Genomic DNA, 18630 nt, shown 5'->3' with positions numbered 1-18630 from the left:
CTCACAAAACTCCCTGACAGCCTTATTCTTATAACACAACGTTTGTCAATAAGCCCTGAGGCTCAATTTACCTATGAATTCCGTTTTCCTCTGTGCCTGTGCCTATTGGGGGCGACGTCCTTCCATCGCCAGGTCGTGCCGTCCGCAAAGACGATCGCGTCCGGGTGGTGGAAGCCCGTGAACCAGCGCGCCTTCCTGAACGTCACGCTCCCTCCCGGCAGAACCACCTTCACGCCGCCCCTATGACACTCCAGGGGCGAACAGGACGCAGGCAAAAGCCATGGCCCACAAACCTCTTAGAATCTTCCTCATCACTCCATCCGCCTTTCTCTTCTTTTGTTGTTCAAAAATCGACCTGAGATCGAAACTTAACTATTTCGCCGAGGATCTCTTGAAAGTCTTCGCTTGGGTTGACAAAAACACCAAGACGGCTTGCAGGATGGGGGGAGGTATGGATTCCCATACCTCCCCATTTTCTGACGGCCCGGGCGTACTCCTTTCGGAGGCCGGAACGGCGCAGGATCTCCACGATGCGGGCGGAAAGCTCCCGGTGCGCCTGGCACTGGCGCACCCAGGCCAAGCTCATGCAGCGATACGCCTCCTCCGGCGCGAAGGGCCGAAGGAGCGCCCCGGTCTCGACGAGAAACAGCAGGTGCGTCGGGCTGCTCAAGGCCTCTCCCTCCATCGATCGCATCCTCCGCTCCTTCTCCCAAACGTACTGCGGCCAGACGTCCCACGAAGCCCCTTCGGGAATACCCCAGTAGTCCGCGACAAACCGGACGATCTCCTCAGGGCTGTTCGCCACCCGTTTATCGCGTTCCGTCGGGCCTCGATCGATAATATCGTCAAGATGAATTATCAAGTACTTGACCCTTCCGTCTCTCATCCGCTTCAACTCCCGCAGCGTTTCTCCCCTCTCATCATAGTAGCCCTTTATTTCTACCTTCCCTTGCCGGATGAGAAGCTCATTGTAACGAGGGTCTCGCTCCCAGCTTTCCTCGTCCTCCACACCCGCACCCAGCTCCGCCATGAGGCGGCGCTCCTCCATGCGGCGCAGGTACTCCAGGCGCAGCGCGTCGAGCTGACGGGCACGGGAGAAATGCTCGAAGAAGTCGGGCAGATCGTTGCATACCCAGGCTATTGCCTCCCGGTCGGGTTTCGCCATCTTATCTCCCGTTTCTTTCCCGTAGTAAAGGGACAGAAGCCCCGTGGGGGTGAAAAGCGTCTCGAAGCTTTTGTTCTTGAAGTAATCCCGGATGCCGACCTCCAAGGAACCGTCCTGCCTGCGGAGGCCGTCGAGGACGTAGGCCGGAATGTCCCGGGACACGCCCTCGAACAGGACCACCCGCATCTCGTCCGTCTCCTCCGCCTCGTCCTCCACGTAAGGGCTGAATACCGGCGGCATCTCTCCGTCGTTCCAGCCCGTCCCGCTCCTCGCCCCCCTGCCCCCGGCCCGGCTGTCGAAGGGAAAGACCCAAAACGCCAGTAACAGACACGCTGCCAAAACACAACGAGCTCCCCGCACCATCGGAATACCTCCTTTTAACGTCATAGAAGTTTTTGGACCCCCCAAAAAGCACAATAACGCAACACGATTTTTGAGTCACAAAACCCCTCCGGATGAAACAAGTCTATTTCCGTAATGCGACATTTTGCTATGGGCATTGAGGCTCAATTTACGGCGGCGGAACGTGGCGACGCGCAAAAGGGCGGGGAGGGTCCGGGAACCTCAGCCTTGCCCCAATGAACGCCCGATATCGTATTCTTTTCTGTCACGTTTTTTACTAACGGGCCCTAACGTTTTTCGTTATGGCAGTCCGCCCCTTTCTTTTTCTACAATGGCCCCGCTGGCTTCATATCCTAATTTTAAGGAGTGATCATGACATGCGACTCGAGATTGGGGCCTTTCACGTCAAGGACATCAAGTTCGGAGACAGGACGGGCTACGACAAGGGGGTCCTCACCGTCAACAAGGAGGAGCTCCTGAAGGTCGTCCGCGAGGACGAGCACATCACGGCCGCGGACCTCCGCATCGTCCGTCCCGGAGACGAGGTCATCCTCTGTCCGGTCAAGGAGGCGCTCGAGATGCGCTGCAAGGTCTCCGGCGGGCACGGGATCTTCCCGGGGGTGCTTTCCGAGATGGAGATAGCCGGTTCCGGGCGCACCCACTGCCTCCAGGGCTGTTCGCTGCTTGTGGTAGGCGCTCATGCCGGCGGCTTCCAGGACGGCCTGATCGCGATGGGCGGGGAATATCAGCACCATACGATCTTCGGCGACATGCCGAACCTCGTCCTGGTCGCGGACACGGACGAGGAGTTCGAGCGCCGGGAGCAGCAGAAGAAAAACCGCGCGCTCCGCTGGGCCGGCATGAGGCTGGCCGAGTACGTGGGCCAGTGCGTCAGGGACCTCCAGCCGGAGAATATCGAGGTATACGACCTGCCCGCGATTCCCGACCGCAGCGACGCCGTCAAGGCCCTGCCCGGCGTGCTTTACGTTCTGCAGCCTCAGACCCAGATGGAGGCCATGGGCTACAACACTCTGATCTACGGCTGGGACGGCAACCACATTCTCCCCACCCTGATGCACCCCAACGAGCTGCTGGACGGCTGCATGGTGTCCGGCAGCTTCATGCCCTCCTCCTCGAAGATCTCGACCTACGAGTTCGCGGTCAATCCGATGCTCAAGAGGCTCTACGCCGAGCACGGCAGGACGATCAATTTCCTGGGCGTCCTGATGTCCACGCTGAACGTCAAGATGGACGAGAAGGTGCGCTGCGTCAAGATGGCCGGCCAGATCGCGGTCAGCCTGGGCGCGAAGGGCGCGGTGGTCGTCGAGGAGGGCTACGGCAACCCCGACGTCGACTACACCGCCATGCTGGTCGAGCTCGAGAGGCTGGGCATCAAGACGGTCGGCCTCTCCGACGAGTGCACAGGCCGGGACGGCGCCTCGCAGCCGCTGGTCTCCATGAACCCCGCCACCGACGCCCTGGTCACCACCGGAAACGTGTCCCAGATGTACGAGTTCCCCAAGATGGAGGTCATCGGCGAGCTGGAGGCTCTGGCCCGGGACGGCAACAGCGGCGGCTGGGAGGGCTGCATCAATCCCGACGGCTCCTTCGTGATGGAGAACAACGGAATGTTCTGCGCCAACCACATCAGCGGCTACTCCAGGAGAACCTGCGCCGACTTTTAACTGAGGAGGGATAGAAAATGAAGGCGATTCACTACATCAACCAGTTCTTCGGTCAGGTCGGCGGCGAGGATGCCGCGGACGCCAAGCCGGTCTTTCACGGGGAGCCCATCGGCTGTTCCGTGATGCTGAACGGCATGATGCCGGACATCGAGGTCACCAACACCATCGTCTGCGGCGACAACTACATCACCAACCACACCGACGAGGCCCTGAAGGAGATCCTGGCCTGGCTCGACACCAAGGAGTTCGACATCTTCTTCGCCGGCCCCGCGTTCATGGCCGGGCGCTACGGCGTCGGCTGCGGACTGGTCCTCAAGGCGGTGGCCGAAAAATACGGCGTACCGGTCGTCACCTCGATGAACGAGGAGAACCCCGGCGTCGAGGAGTACAAGGCCGTCGCCTACATCTTCAAGGGCGGTCGCAAGGCCACCTTCATGAAGGACGACCTCACCCTCATGGCCAACTTCGCCCAGAAGATCGCCAGGGGCGAGCCGCTGCTGCCGGCAGCCCAGGAGGGCTACTTCCCGCGCGGCATCCGCGCCGAGATCCCGCAGCCCGACGGGCGCATGGCCGCCGACCGCGTCATCGACATGCTGCTCAAGAAGCTGAACGGAGAGCCCTTCCAGACGGAGCTCGTCATCCCCAAAATGGAGAAGATCCCGCCCGCGGCGCCCCTCTTCGACCTGAGCAAGGCCACCATCGCGCTGGTCTCGACCAGCGGCGTCGTGCCGGTGGACAACCCCGACCGCATCCAGAGCGCCTCCGCCCAGAAGTGGGGCAAGTACGACATCTCGAAGCTCGACAAACTGCCCGAGGGCGCGTTCAAGACCATCCACGCCGGATTCGACCCTGCGGCCATGTGCGCGGTGCCCGACCGCGGCATCCCCGTCGACGCCATGCGCTGGTTCGAGAAGCAGGGCAAGTTCGGCAAGCTCCACGACCACTTCTACGTCACCGTCGGCACGGGCACCACCCAGGCCTTCGCCGCCAAGTTCGGCAGGGAGATAGCCCAGGAGCTGCACGACGCCAAGGTCGATGCCGTAGTCCTCACCGCGACCTGAGGCACCTGCACGCGTTGCGGTGCAACGATGGCAAAGGAAATCGAGCGCACGGGCATGCCGGTGGTCGTGATGTGCAACCTCCTCGACGTCGCCAAGACGGTCGGCGCGAACCGCATGGTCCAGACCGTCTCCGTTCCGTATCCCCTCGGCGATCCGGAGCTGAGCGAGGAGGCGGAGTGGCAGCTGCGCACCAGCCGCGTCGGAGCCGCCCTCGACGCCCTGGCGACGCCGGTCGATGCGCCCACGGTCTTCCCCTCCAAGTTCTAGGACGGGATGGGCAAAAGGACGCCTCGGAAGAACGAACGGATGAGGGGCTGGAGCGATGTTTCTGCAAGACTTCGCCTCCGGCCCCTTTTTTGTCATGGGAAGGGAGCTGGCTTGCGATGACGGACAACAAGGACAACAGAAACGGCGAACGGAGCCGCCATTCTCCGTCGCCCGGCCCGGACGCCCCCGTCGGCGGGTCCGGCGGGCCGGTCAACTTCGTCTACCTGATCTCCATCGCCATCACCCTGGCGGTCGTGGCCTGGGGCTATCTGGCCCCGGAGAACTTCGGCGGCTTCGCCAACGCGCTGTTCGGCGGGCTGACGAAGTACTTCGGCTGGGGCTATCTGCTGACGATGAACATCTTCGTCGTGTTTTGCATCGCCATGGCGTTCAGCCGTTTTCGCGGCGTGCGGCTCGGCAATCCGGAGGATCGGCCCGAGTACAGCAACGCCTCGTGGTTTGCCATGCTGTTCTCGGCCGGCATGGGGGTCGGCCTGGTGTTCTACGGCGCGGCCGAGCCCCTGATCCACTTCGGAAACGTGCCCTTCGGGGCGGAACCCGGATCGATCCAGGCGGCGCGCGACGCCATGCAGATCTCGTTCTTTCACTGGGGGCTGCACCCCTGGGCGGGCTACGCGGTCATCGCCATGCCGATGGCCTACTATCAGTTCCGCCGCAATTCCCCGGGACTCATCAGCTCCCTGTTCATCCCCCTCGTCGGGCAGAGGGCCGTCGACGGGGCCTTCGGCAAGATCGTCGACGTCCTGGCCATCTTCGCGACCCTGGCCGGCATCACCACCTCTCTGGGGCTCGGGACGCTGCAGCTCAGCAGCGGCATGAACGAGATCGTAGGGGTCGCCAAGACTCCCGGGATCCAGGTCGGCATCATCGTCGTCCTCGCCGTCCTGTACACGGGCTCGGCGGTGATGGGGATCGACAAGGGCATCAAGTGGGTCGCCAACTTCAACCTCCTCGTGTGCACGGTGCTGATGGTCACCCTGTTTGCGGTGGGGCCGACCCTGTCCATCGTCGGCTCGCTCATGACCGGCGTCGGCGACTTCGTGAGCGGCCTGGTCAAGGAGAGCTTCTCCATGGCCCCCTACGGTGGGGCCTACGAATCGCACCTGAAGAACTGGACCCTGTACTACTGGGCCTGGTGGATCGCGTGGGCGCCCTTCGTGGGGTCCTTCGTCGCCCGCATCTCCCGCGGCCGCACGATAGCCGAGTTCGTCGCCGGCGTCCTCATCGTCCCGGCGCTCGGCAGCTTCACGTGGTTCGCCATCTTCGGGACGTCCGCGCTGCACCTTCAGATCGTCCAGGGCATCGACATCGCGGCGCAGGTCACGAAGGACATCTCTGTGGGCGTATTCGCGCTCTACAAGTACTATCCGCTGGGGTTCATCATGTCGGTCCTCATGCTGGTTCTCATCACGACCTTCTTCGTCACCTCCGCAAACTCGGCCACGTTCGTGCTGTCGATGTACTCCAACCACGGCGACCTCAACCCCTCCAAGTCCAAGATGGGCGTCTGGGGCGTCCTGATGGCCGCACTGGCCATCGTCCTGCTGATGACCGGCGGGCTCCAGAACCTTCAGACCATCTCCCTGACCGCCGCGCCACCCTTTGCGATCATCATGGTCTGCGCCTGCATCTCTCTGTGGCGGTCGCTCGTCAGGGACGAGAAGGAGGGCAGACTGTAGCGCTTTCAGAATCTCCACGACCGGCAAAAGAGGGCATCCCGCGCGGTGCCCTCGCCGCTTTTTTTCGCGTCTTGTGGGAGGTACCCAACGATGGAAAGCTGCCTGTTGCTTTTTTCACACGAGCGTCCCTGCTGGGACGAGGAGACCCTGGCGCTTGCGGGGGAGGACCCCGACGCGCTGAGGAGGCTGGAGGACTTGGGAGAACTGGTGCGGATCGCCTCCGGCTACGGGCTCACGCCGCAGGGCGTCCGAACGCGGGAACGGGTCTCCCGGGACCTCTGCGTTCCCGTGGATTCGGTGGGCGAGGTCCCGATCGACGAGGGACGGGCCCGTGAGCTGCTGGAGCGGAACCGAGTGGAGCAGTTGCTGGACCGATCGTTCGTGACCGACTGGGGCATCAAGGAGCTGTCGGTTGAGGAGACGTTTCCCGTCGTTCCCTGCCTTCCGGACGATCGGTACTTTGTCCTGGAGGGCGGCCGTGCCCGCGCCCTGTGGCCCGACGCGCAGCTCGTGAGGTCCTTTCTCGAGGCCTTTCCCCATTGGGGCGTCGCGGCGCGCCCCCTCTCCGCGCCGGGACAGGAGGGCCTGGACCGATGGGCCGCGGAGAACGGTGCGGAGGCGGGATCGCTGACGTTCGACCTCGTGCTTCGGAGCCGCTACGACTTCGACCATTATAGGGGCTTCAAGCCCATGCCCTCCGACCGATTCGGATTTCTCAATGCCGACCGCCTCTTCGTCCAGAGGGTAGGGAACCGGCCGGAGGACCTTCTGCCCTGGATCGGCCGTCTCCATATTTTTCTGATGGAACAGCGCCGCATCTACCTGCCCGGGTGGTTCGACATCGACATGGAACAGCAGGAGAACTGGGTTCTTCTGGCACTCGTCACGGACACCGAGGGACAGTTGGAGGCGCTCACGCAGACGCTGCGTGCCTGGGGGCACGACCTGATCGACCCCGCCAACCCGCTCTGGATCCTCGGCACGAGCATCGAACGGATGAGGAACCGGAAAGAACCGAAGCGCACGCTCTACGACTGGTTTCAGGAGGAGACGGTGCGCATCCTGCGCCCCGACGCCCCGGACGGGGAGTAGACGATTTCCGTCGGCCGACGGAAAAGTTCAGCAAACATCCGAATCGGAAATTCCCGGTTCCCGATCGCCCCTCGAGGCCGTCCCTGCACGCCGGTCCGGCGCGGCCTTCCGATGCTATAATTTGGACGCATGACGTTCATGATGAAGGAGGGGTTCTCGATGGCCGGTTTTGCATGACGAAGCGGCGATGCCGAAAATGCACGGGATGCATGTTTGAGCTTTCGGCGTTCGTCCAGGCCGGCGTCGACCTCCCTCTTCCCCCGTCCTCTCCCCCACCGACTCGACACCTGAGCGAACGGATCCCGCTTCCTGCAATCCGCAACAGGGCGCTTCCCCCGGTCGGCATGACCCGTCACGCCGTACTTTGGGAACGAGCCCTCTTTTGCATGCCCTTACGCCTAGGCTCCGCGCTCCGGAGCGCTGAAAACGGACATTCGGGAGTTGATCGTTTTATGAGAACTTCGGTGGTGGCCGGACCATGATCCTGGACACGCATCTGCACACCCGGGAGCACTCGCCGGACAGCTCCATGCCCGTGAGGGACGCCGTGCTCCGGGCCCGCGAGATGGGAATGGACGGCCTTTGCATCACGGACCACGACTCGATGGGGATCGCCGCGGAGGTCGAGGCCCTGAGGAGGGAGTGCGACTTCCCGCTCTTCGTCGGCATCGAGGTGCTGACGACGGGAGGGGACTTCGTCGTCTTCGGGCTGGACCGCGCGCCGGAGAGGATCCCCTCGTCCGACGAGCTGATGGACTGGGTGGCCCGATGCGGCGGCGTCGCGGTGGCGGCCCACCCCTTCCGCGACAACGGGCGCGGGGCGGGCTGGATCGTCCGCGACCTTCCCACCCTGGGGGGGATCGAATGCTTCAACGGCAGTGCGAGCCCCGAGGCCAACCTGGAGGCGCTGAGGGCCGCGCGCCTTCTGGGCCTCGCCGAGCTGGGGGGCAGCGACGCCCACAGGGCGGATCGTCTGGGGCGGTTCGCCACGAGGTTCGACGGGGCCGTCCGCGACGAGCGCGATCTCATCCGCATGATCCGCGCACGGGCCTGCGAGTCCGTGGCCTGGAACGGTGCGGCGTTCGTCCCCGCCGAGGGGTGGGTCCGGGCCCGGATCGCCCCATGAGGCCGTAACGCTTCGGTTCAAGAGCGTTTTCCGTCAGGCGCCGCGCGCGACGGCGCGCCAAAAATCCATCGAGGAGGTTTTGCCATGTTCCGCAAAAGTGTTGCCGCTCTCGTCCTCTCCCTCTGTCTCGTCCAGCCCGTTTGGGCCGCCGAAGCCGGCAAGGGGATCAGCATCTTCATCGCCTACACGGGCATCAAGCCCATCCTGGAGGCCTTCACCCGGGACACGGGGATCGCGGTGAACCACCTGGAGATGTCCTCGGGCGAGGTGCTGACCCGCATCCGCGCCGCCAAGGGCAAGGCCCAGGCGGACGCCTGGTTCGGCGGCGGGCTGGACAGCTACGTCTCCGCCGCGGCCGAGGGGTTCCTGGAGCCCTACGTCTCCCCCGAGCGCTCCGCCTACGACCCCATGTTCTACGACGCCGACGGGCTCTGGAGCGGAATTTCCCTGGGGTCGGTCGTCCTGATGGGCAACTCGGAGGTCCTGGCCGCGAAGAAGCTGCCGATGCCCCAGAGCTGGGAGGACCTGGCCAAGCCGGTCTACAAGGGCGAGGTCCTCATGGCGACGCCCGCCGTGAGCGGCACCTTCTACTCCATGGTGTCGAGCGTCCTTCAGACGATGGGGGCGGAGGCCGGCTGGAAGCTGCTGGAGGCGATCGACGCCAACGTCCCCTACTACTCCAAGCGCGGCGCGGAGCCCGCGAACAAGGTGAGCCTGGGGGAGGCGGCGGTGGCCGTGGCCCCGTTCGACACGGTCGAGCGCCTGAAGCAGGAGGGCTACAAGGTGGAGATGGCCTTCCCCAAGGACGGCGTGCCGTGGTACATCGCCCCGGTGGCGGTGTTCAAGGGGGCTCAGAACCCCGAGGGCGCCAAGGCCCTGATCGACTGGGTGCTCTCGGCGAAGGGGCAGGAGGTGCTCGCACGCCACAACACCCAGGCCCCCATACGGCCCGGCGTCGCCCTGGCCCCTCAGGTCCAGGCCATGCGGGACTCCAACCTGATGAAGATCGACGTGATCCGGGCGGGACAGGAGCGCAAGGAGATCCTCGGGGCCTGGCAGGAGCGGTTCGGAAACAAGTAGCGGCGTCCCCGGTGAAGTTCGTTCGAGGTCTCGGGGGCTTCCTCGGCCGAAGCCCCCGATCGGTCCATTCGTGGAGGAAGGGGCCATGACCGCATCCCCGGGGAAAACGCGCGGGGGCGCGGGCTTGTCGGGCGCCGAGCTCGCGCTCTGGCTCCTGGTGGGCGCGCTGCTCTCGGCCTTCGTGCTCTGGCCCGTGGGCTCCGTGCTGTTCGAGAGCCTGGTGCAGGACGGGCGGTTCTCCCTGAGCGCCTATGCGGGGCTCTTTTCCAAAAACGCCGCGCTGGTCCGGGACAGCTTCGTCCTCGCCGGCGGGGTGACCCTGTGCACCCTGCTCATCGGCTCCGCCGTCGCCATGAGGCTGGTCTACGGAAGTCGACGCGCCCGCGGCGCGGTGGTGGCCGCCCTGGTGCTCTCGACCATATCGCCGCCCTTCCTCTGTTCGATGGCCTACCTGATGCTCTTCGGGCGCCGGGGGCTCGTGACGTGGCGCCTGCTGGGCGTGGAGTGGAATCCCTACGGCTTCCACGGGGTCCTGATGATGGAGACGGCCTCCCTGACCGGCCTGGCGGCCCTGCTGATCGCGGCCTCGCTGCAGCGGGTGGACGGCGCGCTCGAACGGGCGTCGCTGGACCTCGGGGGCGGTCCGCTGAGGACCCTGGGCTTCGTCAGCCTGCCCCTGGCCCTGCCGGGGATCGCCGCGGCGGGGCTGAGCGTCTTTGTCCGCGCCCTCTCGGATTTCGGCACGCCGCTCTTCGTCGGCGGCCGTTTTCAGGTGCTGGCCTCCCGGGCCTACAACACCCTGATCGGCGTGGGGGACTTTCCCCTGGCCTGTGCGATGAACGTCCTGCTGATCGTCCCCGCACTGGGGATCCTCTGCCTGAGGGAGGGCAGGACGTCCGGGCTCGCACTGGGGCTGGCGGAGGCGCGGTCCCTCCGGCTCCCCCGGTGGCTCCTCGCCGTGCTGGAGCTCCCGACCTGGACGTTCGTGGCGGTGCAGGTCATGGTCTACGGACTGATCCTTCTGGGGAGCGTCACCCAGACCTGGGGAGCGGACTTCGCCCTCACCGCCCGGCATCTCTCGGGCATCCTCCGCTTCAGGACGGACAGCATCGTCCGGAGCCTGCTCTGTTCCCTCGCCGCAGGGCTCGGAGGCTGTCTCCTCGCCGCGGTTCTGGCCCCGCTCCTGGAGCGGGCGGGGCCGGGCCTGCGCCGCACGGTCCAGGCCGTGGCGGACCTGCCCTACCTGATGCCGGGCACCTTCTTCGGGGTGGGCTACCTCCTGGTCTCCTCACGGCTGCCCTTCGAGGTCGGCGCCAGCTTCCTGATCGCCATGAGCTGTCTCTTCCGCCAACTGTCCCCCTCGCTGCGCGCCGCCCGGGCGGGATTCGCCCAGGTCGACCCGGCCCTCGTCCAGGCGGTGCGGGACCTGGGGGGCGGTCCGGTGCGCGTCCTGACGGACCTGCTGCTGCCCCGCCTGCGCCCTTTCATGCGGCTGGGCTTTCTGAACGCCTTCAGCGCCGCCATGACCACGACCGGCCCGATCATCTTTCTGGTGAGCCCCTACGCCCGCGTGGCGGCGATCGAGCTCTTCGAGTCCATCAACGAGGGGGACTTCGGCGCGGCCTCGGCGATGGGGACGTTCCTGATCCTCACGGTCGCGGCCGTCAACGCCCTGGCCTGGCGGCTCGGCCGACGCCGTCAGCCCGACGCCCCCGCCCGCTAAGGAGGTTCCGATGCTGTCCTTCGAAAACGTTACAGTCCTTTACGGAGAGGTTCCCGCCCTGCGAGGGCTCGACCTGGAGCTGAGGCGCGGCGAGCTGATGACCCTGCTGGGCCCCTCCGGGTGCGGAAAGAGCACCACGCTCAAGGTGGCCGGGGGCTTCATCGCCCCCGGCGAGGGGCGCGTGCGGCTGGAGGGAAGGGACATCACCCACCTCCCCCCGGAGCGACGGCCGACCTCGACCGTATTCCAGAACCACGCGCTGTTTCCCCACATGACGGCGGGGCAGAACGTGGCCTACGGACTGCGCGTCCGCGGCGTCGGCCGGCGGGAGCGCGGCCGGGCCGCAGAGGAGGCGCTGGAGCGGGTTGGGCTTCCCGGGTGCGCGGGCGTCCGGGTCCAGGAGCTGTCGGGCGGCCAGCAGCAGCGCGTGGCCCTGGCGCGCTCCCTGATCCTGAACCCCGCGGTCCTGCTCCTGGACGAGCCGCTGTCGAGCCTGGACGCCCGGCTCCGGGTGCGGATGCGGGCGGAGATCCGGGAACTCCAGCGCTCCATCGGCATCACGACCCTTTACGTGACCCACGATCAGGAGGAGGCGCTCTCGATCTCCGACCGCGTCTCCGTCATGAACGCGGGGCGGCTGATCCAGACGGGCACGCCCGAGGAGGTCTACTTCGCCCCCGCGGACGATTTTATCGGCGACTTCATCGGCGACGCGTTTCCCGTACGGCTGGAGGGCCGGCGGCGCCTGCTGCGCCCGGACCAGGTCAGACCCAACCCGCAGGGAGCCCTCGTCGGAAGGCTCGTGGAGCGGGAGTTCCTGGGCGCCGCCGTGGAATGGCGCATCGACTGGGAGGGGCAGAGGCTGAGGGCGGTCTTCCCCAGCCACGACGAGGGGACCGGCCGTCCGGGGGATCCGGTGCGGTTCGACCTGGTCCTCTGACCGCCGGACCCCGCCCGCCCTAAGCCGACAGCGCGTTCAGGACGAGCCGGACCTCCTCGGCGAGGGTCGGGATGCCCTCGATGCGAAGGGGACGATAGCCGGGGACCCCATCGAGCAGGCCGGGGTCGGTCCCGGGCCCCACGTCCAGAACCGTGCGGTGCACCGCGGCCCCCCGGATCCGGCCGGCCAGGTTGGTCCCGTTCTCGGGGTAGACGACGACCGCGTCGTAGTCGAGCTGGAGCATCCTGTAGCACAGCGCCGCCTGGAGCAGCGGGTCGCCGGCCCGTTCGGGGCAAACCGTGTGGACCTCCATCCCAAGCTCCGGGGCCAGCTTTTCGTACGCCGCGCCCCGCGCCGCGCCGCCCTCCCCGCGAAGAAGAACGCCGATTCTCATGTGCCCACCCTCTCTCTCGTTTTCCCCTCGGACGGCCCGAACCGACTCCCGAGCCCGCCTCCAACCCTGCCGGCAGGCCCTTGGGGCCTTGCCCCAGGATTTTATTGGCCCGTGCTCCAGGGTTTCGGGTTCCGCTTGACATCCGCAACCGATGGATGATATATCAAATAATCATTCGGATATCAAGAGCCCCGTCGGGTGTGAGATCACCCGTGCCCGCAAGGCCGCGACGATCAGGAAGAAATTCGAGGAGCTGGGGATATGAGCTGGCCGATGACACGAATTGGACGGTTCACGCATGTGGTGACAAAAGGCACGACGCCAACAAAAAAGCAGGGGTTTGCTGATTCCGGGATCCACTATAATTAGGCTGAGTCCTTGAACGGCGACAGCTCTTTGGATCTTTCCGGTGGGTTTTGCATTTCTGAAGATGTGCACCAATCGCTGAGACGATCAATTCTTGAGGAAGGTGATGTGTTGCTCACCATTGCTGGCGCTGATATTGGGAAGCGCGGAATCGTTGAAGAACGATACCTCCCTGTCAATACGAACCAAGCCGTTGGAATTATGAGGGTCGATCAACGACAGGTCGCCCCACGATTCCTATATTACTGGTTCAAGCAACCTCAAACGTTCAGATACATTCAGCGCCTCAACGCACAGGCCGCGCAGTCAAACATCTATCTTTCGATGTTGCGGAATATCGAAGTCGCTGTGCCGTCCATGTCTGAGCGACAGCAAATCGTCTCCATCCTCTCAGCCTACGACGACCTGATCGAGAACAACCGGCGGCGGATTCAGTTGCTGGAGCAGGCGGCACGGCTGCTCTACAAGGAATGGTTCGTCCGCCTCCGCTTCCCCGGCCACGAGCACACAAAAATCGTCAACGGCATCCCGGAGGGGTGGGAGAAGAAAAAGCTGGGGGATGTTGCAGATACAAAAGCCGAAAACCACAAAGCTAGCACTCTGCCCAATGAGATCAATTATATAGACATCTCATCGGTGAAACAGGGGCGAGTACTTTGGAAGAATAAAATGCCATCTTCAGAAGCTCTGGAGCAGGCACGTCGCAAGGGAACCGATGGAGACGTTTTTGGGTCAAATGTACGCCCCAATTTACGAGCATACGCACTAGTTCTTGATCCAGATGAAAATAATGCGTTTTCTACAGGCTTCACGATTTTGTCGCCTGTGGCCGTTCCTTTTTCTTATCTTTATTTGTTTGTAACAACAGATGACTTTGTAGGCCATTTGGTCAACCATACAACCGGCGCAAGTTACCCAGCGGTGAGATCGGTTGACTTCGAAAGAGCGAAGATTCTTTTGCCGACTCAGAACGTGCTCAAAATTTTCCATAAGAAGACGAAGCCCGTATTTCGAATGATGCAAGTCCTTGAAAAAGAGATCAACGCGCTCGCCCACGCCCGTGATCTTCTTCTGCCAAAACGGATGAGTGGGGAGGTGGCGGTATGATCGCTGTTGGGGCTGAGTGTTATAGCCATGGAACCTTGCCGTGCACCGGAATGGGCCGGTTGTGGAACGAGAAAGAACTGGACGCAGCAATCAACGGCCCGGTTTCGGCGTTGGTCTTTGATAACCGGGGCAAGGCTGACATTCAAGAACTGTTGGCCGAAGTCGTGGGAACCGCTTTCGAGCAAGAGCAGCTGGCGCAGGTATTGGCCGCTCCCGATGATGTCGAGGACTGGCGAATTGGCGAGGCCATTGCAGAAGCCTACCTGACCGAACATCGAGACTGTCTGTTTCCTTGGCCGGACGGCCGCGACGAGCGCAAGAGCGGTTCTAGCCTGCCAGGGGCCGATTTGGTGGGTATTCAACAAGATGAACAGGGCGACCGCTTTGTTTTCGGAGAGGTCAAGACGTCCGGTGAAGCCAAGTATCCGCCCGGTGCTGTTTATGGGCGGACCGGTCTGAAGCAGCAGTTGGAAGACCTCCGGGACAAGCGCGGTATTCGTGATGACCTGTTCAAATACCTGGGCCATCGCGCCAAGAATGCGATTTGGCGGGACCGTTTCAAAGCTGCCAGCAAGCGTTATCTCAACAATCCATCGGACGTTCAGCTTTTTGGCGTGCTCGTGCGCGATGTCGAGCCGAACATTGACGACCTGCGCGTGCGAGTTGAGAAACTTGGCAATGGCTGCCCGATGGGCACGCAGGTCGAGCTGCTGGCCCTGTATTTGCCAACCGGTACAATTGGCAACTTGGCGGCACAGGCTCTTGCGACACAGGCAGGAGGTAGCGCATGACCATTACCTCTACAGCACTACAAAACCTTCAGTCCCATTGGGCGCTGAGCGCGATTCCCGAAGCTGATCGTATTCGTGCGACTGAAGTGGTCAATGAGCGGCTAGTTCGGCAGGCTGTTGGCCGTCAGATCACTTTTTCCTTTGCCGAAGATGAAGCTGACGAAGGACTTTTAGGGCGTGTTGCTCTGGCCTATGAAATGGCCGCGATTGAGGGTTTGGACGCCCTGAGTCGCCCCGATGGCGGTGACAATGGTCTACGGGGTCAAGCTGCCGCTGCCTCGCATCACGCCTTCGATATTCGTCGTCTGGCTCCCATACCGGAAAATACGGAAGGGCGTATCTTCCATGTGCTGCAACTGGCTGCCCTTGCCTATTGCGGTGACCGCTGGTCGGACCTACGGCGCTGGTTCACGGAAAACAGAGCCGCAATCACGGTGCCGTCAGTGGTAGATGCGCCTTGGGATCGACGGTTGCTCTACCGTTTGTTCGAGTGCTGGGTACGTCTGTTCCGCAAGGATGGCTGGGATGATCTTGACCGAATCCGTGAAATCATAGCCGGGCTGCGGGAAGACCAGAGAACGCACGAGAAAGTACAGTTGAATAATGGTTCTGCAGTTGGAGATCGGGCCATCGCCCTGCGGCTGATTGGCCTCTATCACTGGGCGAAAGCGACGGAAATTCTTGCTGAATACATGCTGCAAGGGCAATCCCATACCGTTTTCGGCGATCTCGACAAGCATTTTGAATCCGGCATCAAGGCCGCAACCGCATCGGGCGACGCTCGGCATGAAATGATTTTGCGCTGGCTTCAAGCTGCTGGCAGGATTATGGTCACCAACTCCCTGTGGTGGGGAACCCGAACTGTTAACTCTCGTGTATCGGCATTCGTCAAGGCGCTGACCAAACGCGAACATCAAGCGATGTTCGAGTTACTGCCACCACAACGCGCCGCTCTGCTGGAAGAGGGGCTTCTCGACCAAGCCAAGACTGCGATCGTGATTGATATGCCGACCTCCGGAGGCAAGACATTGCTAGCGCAGTTCCGGATTCTTCAGGCGCTCAATCAGTTCGATGCGGACAACGGCTGGGTCGCCTATGTTGCGCCAACCAGAGCCTTGACCGCTCAGATTACACGACGGCTACGCCGTGACTTCGAGCCGATCGGACTGCGGGTTGAACAACTCAGTGGAGCTATAGAGGTCGATACGTTCGAGGAGGAACTTCTTACCGATCAGGAAAGGCCTTTTGATGTGTTGGTTGCGACACCGGAAAAGCTTTCGCTGGTCATCCGTAACAAGGGTGTGCCGCGCCCGCTTGCGCTTGTCGTGATGGACGAAGCGCACAATCTCGAAACGGAGGCTAGAGGACTACGGATCGAATTTCTTCTTGCCACGATCAAACGTGATTGCCCTCAAGCTAATTTTCTGCTGTTGATGCCCTATGTCGAGAGCAGTGATACGGTGGCGCGTTGGCTTGCGCAAGACGTCAACGCCGGGAAGACAATCAGTTTCAGCACCACCGCCTGGAAACCGAACGAACGGATTGTCGGGCTCTACCGTGCAATCGAGGATGATAGAGAACGTGCCGGGTGGCGGCTTGAATATGAAACCCTGACCGTCACCGAAAGAGCCATGAAGTTGCGCGGCACGCATCGTGCGGGCGATTGCAGGCCAATAGCGGTGCCGAAGAGCAAGGTGTTGGCGAGCGGGCAGCAAACAGGATTCGGCTTACAGACGGCTGCCATGGCCTCCATCATGTCTGCCCGGGGCACCAGTATTGCCGTCGCCAACAACATTAGCACTGTCTGGACCATGGCACGCCACGCGGCTGAAAGCATCCAGAAGTTTGATGTCGTCCCCGATGACGTTCGACTTGTTCAGGACTTTCTCAAGACCGAGGTCAGCCAAAGTTTTGAGTTGATAAAAATGCTCGATCATGGTGTCGGCGTCCACCATGCGGGTTTGTCTGATGAAATCCGGACGCTTATGGAGTGGCTCACGGAATCCGGCTATCTGCGCGTTTTGTGCGCGACATCGACCATCGCCCAGGGTATCAATTTCCCGGTATCTTCAATCTTCCTGGCCTCCCGCTTTGTCCCGCAGGGGCGGCAGTCGGTCGAAATGTCTCCCCGGGAATTCTGGAACCTCGCCGGCCGAGCCGGACGAATCGGGCATGATAGCGTTGGCGTTGTCGGACTTGCGGAGGGCAAGGACAGAGACGCGATAATCGATTTCGTTCGCCGCAATACCGGCGCTCTCGCCTCCCGCTTGGTTGCACTCCTTGATGATCTGGCCGCCCAAGGCCAGCTCAACAATCTCGATGCCGTTCTTTGGCAAGATCAATGGGAAGATTTCCGCTGCTATGTCGCCCATCTCTGGGCGGAAAAGAAGAATCTCGACTCAGTGCTGGCTGAATCCGAACAACTTCTTCGGCAGACCTATGGCTATACGACCCTGCGCAATGACCCTGCCCAGCGTGACAAGGCCGATGCTTTACTGAATGCCACGAAGAGCTATGCTCGCAAGCTGGCTGACATGCCGGGGGCGGCGGAGCTGGCCGACTTGACCGGTTTTTCGCCTGAAGGGGTGCAAAAAGCAATGAGCGGCATGCGGAATCTCGAAGAGCAACTAAGACCCGATGACTGGGCACCGGAAAGCCTGTTTGGAGATGCAGGCCGCATGGCAGATTTGTTCGGGGTTATGCTCAAGGTCCCCCAGCTGAAACAGCAGCTCGAAGAAATCGGTGGTGATGGATTCGACCACGCCCATTTGTCCAATATCACCCGCGACTGGGTGAATGGCGTTCGGCTGGAAGACATAGCGAAAACGTATTTTGCACAAAATAACGAGCGCTCGGATACCGAGGCGTTTACCGATGCCTGCAAGGCGATTTATCGCGCCATTGTCAATAACGGCACCTGGGGAGTATCGGCTTTGAGCCATGTTTCAGGGATGGATTTTGAAAGGATGACCGAGGCAGAGCGTCGCCGAATCAACGCTCTGCCTGCCATGATTTATCACGGTGTCCGTACGGAAGATGCTGTGCTTATGCGGATGAACTCCGCTCCTCGAAGTGTGGCCGAAAAGCTTGGTTTGCTTTATCGTGATGCCTTTGACGGTGACGACGGACGATATTCTGTTGGGAAGGCCCGTATTTTCCTAAAAAACATGTCCTCCAGAGATTGGGACCACGCAAGGCCGGAGCAGGCACCCTTAAGCGGAAGCGGCTACAAGAAAATATGGAATATTCTTTCTGGCGAGAATTCTTAATGTGGCGGCTAAAATTTACTATACCGAGGACCCACTCGTCCAACAGACGACCGCCGAGTACCTGGAACGGGAGCTTGGCTGGGAATCGGTGTACGCCTACAAAAAGGAGGATTTCGGTCCAGACGGCCTGCTGGGCCGGGCATCGGACCGCGAGGTGGTGCTGACGCGCATCCTGCGGGCCAAGATTGAGGAGCTCAATCCCGGGCTGCCGACAACCTATTCCGACGAGGACATACGCGATAAGGCCGAGGCGGTCTTCGTGCATGTGTTCCGGGCGTACCCAACGGTGCCGTCGCCCTACTACACCGGCATGGCATCTTAGATGCATGGCGGGCAGGCGCCGACTTCGAAGGCTCCGCACAGGCCCCTCCCAAATCCGCCGGCCAAAAAAGAGCACCCCGCAGTCACTGTTTGAGAGAACAGTGTGGTTCCTCGTTATTCTGTGTGGGTAAGGAACTATTCAGTCAAATTCAAATGTCCTGCGACGAGGTAAATCATATCGATGAAGGTCTGTTTGTTTCG

15 protein-coding genes are annotated in these 18630 nt (G+C 62.2%); 12 read left to right on the top strand and 3 right to left on the bottom strand.

Annotated elements, in window-relative coordinates; all coding sequences use genetic code 11:
- Window positions 1-71: 71 nt before the first annotated feature.
- Together EII26_RS13100 and EII26_RS05250 are read right to left on the bottom strand one after the other, a co-directional pair.
- Window positions 72-275, bottom strand: coding sequence for a hypothetical protein (locus EII26_RS13100; protein WP_124888102.1), 204 nt, complete (start codon window positions 273-275; stop codon window positions 72-74).
- Window positions 276-343: 68 nt separating this feature from the next.
- A complete protein-coding gene (locus EII26_RS05250; RefSeq protein ID WP_158612172.1) occupies window positions 344-1504 on the bottom strand; it encodes a hypothetical protein in 1161 nt (386 codons plus the stop codon).
- Window positions 1505-1884: 380 nt separating this feature from the next.
- Between EII26_RS05250 and EII26_RS05245 the strand changes: the two genes are divergently transcribed.
- The 8 genes from EII26_RS05245 to EII26_RS05210 all read left to right on the top strand — a co-directional run bounded on the left by EII26_RS05245 (window position 1885) and on the right by EII26_RS05210 (window position 12181).
- Entirely contained in the window at window positions 1885-3192 is a 1308-nt protein-coding gene (locus EII26_RS05245) for a glycine/sarcosine/betaine reductase component B subunit (protein ID WP_124888100.1), read from the top strand.
- Between the two features lie 17 nt (window positions 3193-3209).
- Complete coding sequence (locus EII26_RS05240) at window positions 3210-4520, top strand: glycine/betaine/sarcosine/D-proline family reductase selenoprotein B (RefSeq protein ID WP_124888099.1); 1311 nt, start codon at window positions 3210-3212, stop codon at window positions 4518-4520.
- A 116-nt stretch (window positions 4521-4636) separates the two neighbouring features.
- Window positions 4637-6220, top strand: coding sequence for a BCCT family transporter (locus tag EII26_RS05235; protein ID WP_124888098.1), 1584 nt, complete (start codon window positions 4637-4639; stop codon window positions 6218-6220).
- A 90-nt stretch (window positions 6221-6310) separates the two neighbouring features.
- Window positions 6311-7312 carry a hypothetical protein gene (locus EII26_RS05230; RefSeq protein ID WP_124888097.1) on the top strand — a complete coding sequence of 334 codons (1002 nt, stop codon included), beginning with the start codon at window positions 6311-6313 and terminating at the stop codon, window positions 7310-7312.
- A gap of 478 nt (window positions 7313-7790) precedes the next feature.
- Window positions 7791-8438: a PHP domain-containing protein gene (locus EII26_RS05225; RefSeq protein WP_124888096.1), complete on the top strand. Its 648-nt coding sequence runs from the start codon at window positions 7791-7793 to the stop codon at window positions 8436-8438.
- An 84-nt stretch (window positions 8439-8522) separates the two neighbouring features.
- A complete protein-coding gene (locus EII26_RS05220; RefSeq protein WP_124888095.1) occupies window positions 8523-9518 on the top strand; it encodes an ABC transporter substrate-binding protein in 996 nt (331 codons plus the stop codon).
- An 85-nt stretch (window positions 9519-9603) separates the two neighbouring features.
- The gene (locus EII26_RS05215) at window positions 9604-11241 is read left to right on the top strand and encodes an ABC transporter permease (protein ID WP_124888094.1); all 1638 of its coding nucleotides are present in this window, start codon (window positions 9604-9606) and stop codon (window positions 11239-11241) included.
- Window positions 11242-11251: 10 nt separating this feature from the next.
- Window positions 11252-12181, top strand: coding sequence for an ABC transporter ATP-binding protein (locus EII26_RS05210; protein WP_124888093.1), 930 nt, complete (start codon window positions 11252-11254; stop codon window positions 12179-12181).
- 19 nt (window positions 12182-12200) lie between these two features.
- Here EII26_RS05210 and EII26_RS05205 read toward each other — a convergent pair whose 3' ends face one another.
- On the bottom strand, window positions 12201-12575 hold the full coding sequence (locus tag EII26_RS05205) for a hypothetical protein (RefSeq protein ID WP_124888092.1): 375 nt from the start codon (window positions 12573-12575) through the stop codon (window positions 12201-12203).
- Window positions 12576-12953: 378 nt separating this feature from the next.
- On the opposite strand from EII26_RS05205, the gene EII26_RS05200 reads away from it, so the two are divergent.
- The 4 genes from EII26_RS05200 to EII26_RS13265 are packed head-to-tail and all read left to right on the top strand — an operon-like array spanning window position 12954 to window position 18430.
- Window positions 12954-14048 (top strand): restriction endonuclease subunit S, encoded by a 1095-nt coding sequence (locus EII26_RS05200; protein ID WP_124888091.1) that lies wholly within the window; start codon window positions 12954-12956, stop codon window positions 14046-14048.
- Entirely contained in the window at window positions 14045-14839 is a 795-nt protein-coding gene (locus EII26_RS05195; RefSeq protein WP_124888090.1) for a hypothetical protein, read from the top strand. The genes EII26_RS05200 and EII26_RS05195 overlap by 4 nt, the downstream gene beginning before the upstream one ends.
- Complete coding sequence (locus EII26_RS05190) at window positions 14836-18108, top strand: DEAD/DEAH box helicase (RefSeq protein WP_124888089.1); 3273 nt, start codon at window positions 14836-14838, stop codon at window positions 18106-18108. Before EII26_RS05195 ends, EII26_RS05190 begins: the two co-directional genes overlap by 4 nt.
- A 1-nt stretch (window position 18109) precedes the next feature.
- A complete protein-coding gene (locus tag EII26_RS13265) occupies window positions 18110-18430 on the top strand; it encodes a hypothetical protein (protein WP_199735080.1) in 321 nt (106 codons plus the stop codon).
- Window positions 18431-18630: the final 200 nt, after the last annotated feature.

Origin of the sequence: Fretibacterium sp. OH1220_COT-178 (genome assembly GCF_003860125.1) — a bacterium.
GTDB lineage: Bacteria > Synergistota > Synergistia > Synergistales > Aminobacteriaceae > CAJPSE01.
Note: the sequence above shows the minus strand (reverse complement) of the source record. Positions and strands in the feature narration are given on the sequence as shown.